The 4,310-nt window shown below is 34.6% G+C and carries 4 protein-coding genes and 1 pseudogene; 3 read left to right on the forward strand and 2 right to left on the reverse strand.

Annotated elements, in window-relative coordinates:
- Positions 1-599: 599 nt before the first annotated feature.
- Positions 600-860, reverse strand: a complete 261-nt coding sequence (locus VIG73_RS11180) for a hypothetical protein (protein ID WP_331641983.1) — start codon at positions 858-860, stop codon at positions 600-602.
- A 2-nt stretch (positions 861-862) separates the two neighbouring features.
- A pseudogene (locus VIG73_RS11185) lies at positions 863-1,082 on the reverse strand (transposase); the annotation flags it as partial.
- 440 nt (positions 1,083-1,522) lie between these two features.
- On the opposite strand from VIG73_RS11185, the gene VIG73_RS11190 reads away from it, so the two are divergent.
- The 3 genes from VIG73_RS11190 to VIG73_RS11200 all read left to right on the forward strand — a co-directional run bounded on the left by VIG73_RS11190 (position 1,523) and on the right by VIG73_RS11200 (position 4,280).
- On the forward strand, positions 1,523-2,647 hold the full coding sequence (locus VIG73_RS11190; protein ID WP_331641985.1) for an IS4 family transposase: 1,125 nt from the start codon (positions 1,523-1,525) through the stop codon (positions 2,645-2,647).
- A 242-nt stretch (positions 2,648-2,889) separates the two neighbouring features.
- Entirely contained in the window at positions 2,890-3,453 is a 564-nt protein-coding gene (locus VIG73_RS11195; protein ID WP_331641987.1) for a helix-turn-helix domain-containing protein, read from the forward strand.
- Positions 3,417-4,280 (forward strand): IS3 family transposase, encoded by an 864-nt coding sequence (locus VIG73_RS11200; RefSeq protein ID WP_331641989.1) that lies wholly within the window; start codon positions 3,417-3,419, stop codon positions 4,278-4,280. The genes VIG73_RS11195 and VIG73_RS11200 overlap by 37 nt, the downstream gene beginning before the upstream one ends.
- Positions 4,281-4,310 lie beyond the last annotated feature (30 nt).

The following is a 4,310-nucleotide window of genomic DNA, read 5'->3' on the forward strand; positions in this document are numbered from 1 at the left end:
CTATCCCTCTTGTTAAACTATTTCCTCCAGAATCTGCTACTGTTCGTTGATTAGTATCTTCGATTAAAAATTGCTGTGTATCTTCATTAGTCGATTCTCTTAGCTTACTTGTATTATTAGTGATTTTTTCTCTGTATAATCATGGTGTTGATTATCTATTGGAATTAAATCAAAATTGTCGCTAGCGCCTTCATCTTTATTATCAAGTTCGTACGGTTTATCTACTGATTCAAATTTTTATATGTGCGTTTCTTTGATTCGCTACTTTTCTGTTGTGCTGCAAATTCTGGATGTGTAAAAGATATTTTTTCATAAGGAATCTTTTTGTTCCCAATGGAGAGAATTCTTAAAATCAAATTGCTAGTTTCTCTTCTCTTTATAATAGCCTTGATAACAATTGGTTGATCTATCGTCCATTCAAATTTCAGCTTTCCTGTATCTACAAAGGTATAGCCAATATTCATATATAAATTACGTATATCAGGGTTTGTAATTACCCATAACAATTGAAATAAAAAATCTTTTTTAGTATACTTTTTTCATACATAGAATTAAAATCAATATGAAGATGTTTGTCACGCTGACTTTCTATAAAATAATTAAAAAAAGAATTTTTCATCTCTAGCAAACGATAAAGTAAAAAAACGATTGGGTGCTAATATACTTCGAATACTCTCAATTAGTGGCAATATACAATACTGATTTCCATATTTAAAATTAAATCCGTTTGATAAAGTAGTCTCTTCTGTTTTAAAAATTGTCCATTCACTTTCAAAATAGCTTACTTCATTTGGATAAATCGTTATCTCTACCTCTTCTGTCTTTGGAGGTACAATACTTCGACTAACTATTCCATCCACATAACAGATTGTAACCTTCCTTTTTTATTTGCTATGCCCCAATTCCATAAATTAATTGGTGTCGCTGTAATTTGATCTACTATCATTTCTTTCTCTAAAGGATATTTATCAATTTTTTTGGTTATGGTGCAATATTAAATGAATAATAATTTGTGTGAATTCTTCGAGAGTAAGACTAGCATCTAAGCGATAATCTCTATCTCCACGTTCTCGATATTCTTTCAAATTGTCTTGGAATCTTATATCCTTTTAATCGAGTAACCTTTCCCAATGAAAGCACATCCTGAATAGTTATCCATGGTTTATAATCGATTTCAATAACTTGTCCGTAACCCTCTTTCATTTTTTCTCATAAGAAATTGAACGTTTTCTTTTAGCCATATACTCCCTCCTCCTTATTAATTTTTAATTCTAAAACAAAAAACAACCTCTTATGGACATCATACCCATAGAGGTTATTTTAATCAAACTTTGTTTTAAATGAACGAACTTTATTGTAAATGATCAATCTTTTTTATAAAACTACACACTAGCGTCGCATTAAAATAATTCAACGCAGCACTATAATCTGAATTATCTGTAATCTATCAAGTTCATAAAAAAAGCCTTTATAATGGTTTGGTGGTAGTAACCTATCCAAATCCAAAATAAAGGACAATCACATGGATAAGTTTACACGAAAAACATCATTTGAACAATGGTTTTCACCGATTAATCGTCCATTATTTGACGACCTAGTGAAAATACATCAATTAAATCACTATACCAAGAAGCTGTATATGGCTTCATTTATGAAACTCCTTTTGTACGCACAACTTCATGAAACCGAGAGTTTGCGGGCATTAAGCGACGCTGTCTTTTCAGAAGAATTACAACAGGCAACGGGTTTGCAGTCGATTAGCTTTTCGCAGTTGGGAAGACGAATCAATACGATCCCAACTGAATTCTTTCAAACAATTTACTTAGATTTAGTCAATCAAATTCATCAAAAAACGAATTTTCAACTACGAAGAAAAGTAACAACACCACTGAAAATCATTGACTCGAGTACGTTACCGTTGAATTTAACCAATCATAAGTGGGCAGAGTTCCGAAAAACAAAATCAGGTGTGAAGCTTCACCTACGACTTATTTTCATGGAAAAGGGACGCTCCTATCCAGATCAAGCTGTACTGACAAACGCCATCGAACATGATCGAGGGCAACTAGAAGTATTCGTAGATGACAAAGAATGCATGTACGTGTTCGACCGTGGCTACTTGGATTATGAGCGCTTTGATCGCATGACGGATGATGGCTATTTCTTTGTTTCACGTTTACGTAAAAACGCGGTTGTCCGTGTGATCGAACCATTTTCGCTGCCAGAAAATTCATCCGTATTATCAGATGAAATGGTTGTCATTGGAACGACACAAAACCGCTCTGAAAATGTGTTTCGCTTACTCAAATTGCATGATACAAAAGGAAATGAGCTTCACTTACTGACAGATCGTTTCGACATCGACGCAGACGAAATCGCAGAAATCTACAAGTCACGCTGGGCGATCGAACTTTTTTTCAAATGGATGAAACAACATTTGAACATCAAAAAGTTCTACGGCCATAGCGAACAAGCGGTACACAACCAAGTGTACGTAGCGATGATCGTCTACTGTCTGAATGTTTTAGCTCAGTTGAACACGAATAGCGACCGCAGTTACTTACAAATTAGCCGCTATTTAAAAGCATCTTTATGGAAATCCGCTCATATTTGGTTACGAAGAATTGAAAGAAAGAGCGTCCCATAAAGGTTTTCCAATCGTTGTTGCACAAGTCATAGGATATAGTAAAAAAATGGATGTTTACTACCTTCGCTTCAGTGTTTTCGTTTTTTCTCTAAATTTGAGAAAAATATAGACTGAAAATTCAGACTTTATTTATGCGACAGTAGTGAAAAAAACCCAATCTAACACAATGGAAATATGTTCGATTGGCAAGGTGCTGCACCCCAAAAGTTAGAGTTGAAAACTAACTTTTGGGGTGTTTTTATATGGCTAAATATAGTAATGAATTCAAATTGAGAATTGTAAAAGAATATCTTGAAGGCTCGGCGGGATATAAGTTATTGGCGAAGAAATATAATATGCCAAGTATGTCTCCGATTTTGAGGTGGGTTAAAGCGTATAAAGCATTTGGTGAAGATGGGCTACGAAGAAAACATTCTAAGAAGTTTTATCCTGTTCAATTTAAATTAGATGTATTACAATTTATGAAAAGAACAGGCGCTTCTTACCAGGAAACTGCAATTCAATTTAAGATGAATAATCCAACTTTAATCGTGAACTGGAATAGGGTTTTTCTTAAAGCAGGTATAGAAGGGCTTAAACCTAAATCGAAAGGACGGCCTCCTATGTCTAAAGAGAAAAAAGCGAAATCAGTTAAACAAGAAGAGAAATTGTCCCGTGAAGAACAACTAGAACGTGAAAATGAGCTTCTTCGCTTAGAGATTGCTTACCTAAAAAAGTTAGAAGCTTTTCAGGAGAACCCGAACGCCTTCCTAGAAAAGCACAAGCAGCGATGGCATTCGAACTCAAAGAAGAAGGGTTCAAATTAAGAGATGTATTACTAGTAGTCGGGATTCCAGAGGCAACCTATCACTATCAGGTCAAGCAATTAAATAAAGAAGACCCAGACCAAGAAGTGAAACAGGTTATTCTTGAACTGTTTCAAAAAAACGAAGGCAAATATGGATATCGTCGCATTCATCTAGCATTAAGAAATCAAGGATATTTGATTAATCACAAGAAAGTACAACGAATCATGCGCGAATTAGGGTTGAAGTGTGTGAAGTTCACTCGTAAGTCTCGTTATAACTCCTATAAAGGTTCGATTGGGAAAGTCGCTAAAAACCGTTTAAATCGTAGATTTAACACGCCAATTCGCCTACAGAAACTAGTAACAGATATCACTGAATTTAAATGTTTGTACGATGAAAAATTGTATTTAAACCCTATTTTGGATTTATATAATGGTGAAGTTATATCTTTCGGCGTTTCGAACAGACCAACATTAGATCTCGTACTTAAGCCGTTGAATGAAGCACTAGAAACGATTAAAAATGAAGCTGAATACCGAACGACAATTCACTCAGATCAAGGTTGGCATTATCAACACCAGAAGTGGGTTAAGACTTTAAAGAATCATCGAGTTTTTCAAAGTATGTCTAGAAAAGCAACTTGCGCTGATAACGCCGCAATGGAAAATTTCTTCGGAATTCTAAAACAAGAAATTTATTACGGTGAGAATTTACTATCTTTTCGTGAGCTTAAACAAAAGATAGAAAGGCATATGGATTACTATAATAATGAACGGATAAAAGTAAAATTGGCCGGTTTAAGTCCAGTACAATACCGAACTCAAACCAGCCAAACAGCTGCATAATAAAAACTCTAACTTTTAGGGGTCACTACC

Source organism: Cerasibacillus sp., assembly GCF_036516575.1.
Classification (GTDB): Bacteria; Bacillota; Bacilli; order Bacillales; family Amphibacillaceae; genus Cerasibacillus.

Coding starts and splice junctions, on each gene's coding strand:
- VIG73_RS11190 (WP_331641985.1), top strand. CDS start 1,523: ATGGATAAGTTTACACGAAAAACATCATTTGAACAATGGTTTTCACCG.
- VIG73_RS11195 (WP_331641987.1), top strand. CDS start 2,890: ATGGCTAAATATAGTAATGAATTCAAATTGAGAATTGTAAAAGAATAT.
- VIG73_RS11200 (WP_331641989.1), top strand. CDS start 3,417: ATGGCATTCGAACTCAAAGAAGAAGGGTTCAAATTAAGAGATGTATTA.